Origin of the sequence: Mesorhizobium sp. YR577 (assembly GCF_900116595.1) — a bacterium.
Lineage (GTDB): Bacteria > Pseudomonadota > Alphaproteobacteria > Rhizobiales > Rhizobiaceae > Mesorhizobium_M.
On record NZ_FPBI01000068.1, the window covers coordinates 1 to 1,566 of the forward strand.

Sequence of the window (1,566 nt, forward strand, 5' to 3'; positions counted from 1 at the left end):
GGTCGCCACATAGGCACCGGTGGTGTGGTAGGAGGCGACATAGGTTGTGTTTGCGGTGATGGTGACGGGGGTGGCAAAGTTGACCGTCTGCCAGCCGCTCGCCGAGCTGGCGGCCAAGGTGGCGGTGGCGAGCTTGGTGCCTGTGGTGGTCCACAGGTCGACGACGTTCTGGCCGTTATCGTTGGCGCTGCGGTAGAACTTGATGCCAGTGACATCCCCGGCAACGTTCGACTGGAACTTGACGCCGACCTCGAGTTGCTGACCATCGTTGAGGTTTGTCTGCGCCGGCGTGCTGGAAGCGCTGAACAGACTGTAGGTCGCAGGCGCTGCCTGCGTCGTGATGTTGAAGGTCTCGCTGGCGGTGAGGCCGGCAACGTCGGTTGCCGTCACCTTGATGCCGGACGTACCGGCGGCCGTCGGCGTGCCGCTGAAGGTCCGCGTCGTGGCGTTGAAGCTCAGCCAGGCGGGAAGCGCCGAACCATCGGCGGCGGTTGCCGTGTAGCTGAGGCCGTCGCCGCTGTCGACGTCGGTGAAGGTGGCAGCCGCCAGCGCCAGCGAGAAGGCGGTTCCGACGGTGGCGTTCTGGTTGCTGGTCTGGGCCGCGAGCACCGGCGCATCGTTGGCGCCGTGGATGGTGATCGTCAGCGTCGCCGTGGCAGTCGCGCCGGCGGTGTCACGCATGGTGTAACTGAAGACATCGCTCAGCGTATTCGTCGACAGCCGCAGCGCCTGCACGGCGGCATTGCTCTCGTTGAGCGCATAGCTATAGGTGCCCGAGGCATCGAGCACGACACTGCCATATGTGCCATTGAGTGCGGCACCGAGCGTACCCGCTGTTGCGCCGAAGTTGACCGCCGTGACCGTCTTGGTGTCGCCCGCATCCGGATCGGTATCGTTGGTCAACACGTTGCCGCTGGCGATCACGCCGCCTGAACCATTAGCGACACCGCCCTTCTCGGTCGCATCGCCCACGTCCGCAACCGCCGTCGGCGTCGTGTTACCCGGTATCGATATTGTGATGTTGAAGGTCTCGCTGGCGGTGAGGCCGGCAACGTCGGTTGCCGTCACCTTGATGCCGGACGTGCCGGCGGCCGTCGGCGTGCCGCTGAAGGTCCGCGTCGTGGCGTTGAAGCTCAGCCAGGCGGGAAGCGCCGAACCATCGGCGGCGGTTGCCGTGTAGCTGAGGCCGTCGCCGCTGTCGACGTCGGTGAAGGTGGCAGCCGCCAGCGCCAGCGAGAAGGCGGTTCCGACGGTGGCGTTCTGGTTGCTGGTCTGGGCCGCGAGCACCGGCGCATCGTTGGCGCCGTGGATGGTGATCGTCAGCGTCGCCGTGGCAGTCGCGCCGGCGGTGTCACGCATGGTGTAACTGAAGACATCGCTCAGCGTGTTGGTCGAAAGCCGCAACGCCTGCACGGCGGCATTGCTCTCGTTGAGCGCATAGCTATAGGCGCCCGACGCATTGAGCACGACACTGCCATATGTGCCATTGAGTGCGGCACCGAGCGTACCCGCTGTTGCGCCGAAGTTGACCGCGGTGACCGCCTTGGTGTCGCCCGCATCCGGATC

At 65.6% G+C, this 1,566-nt stretch carries 1 protein-coding gene; it reads right to left on the minus strand.

Annotation, left to right across the window (positions count from 1 at the left end):
- Positions 1 to 1,566, minus strand: a 1,566-nt coding sequence (locus BM413_RS32345) for a putative Ig domain-containing protein (protein ID WP_139238720.1), incomplete at both ends; no start/stop codon positions are given.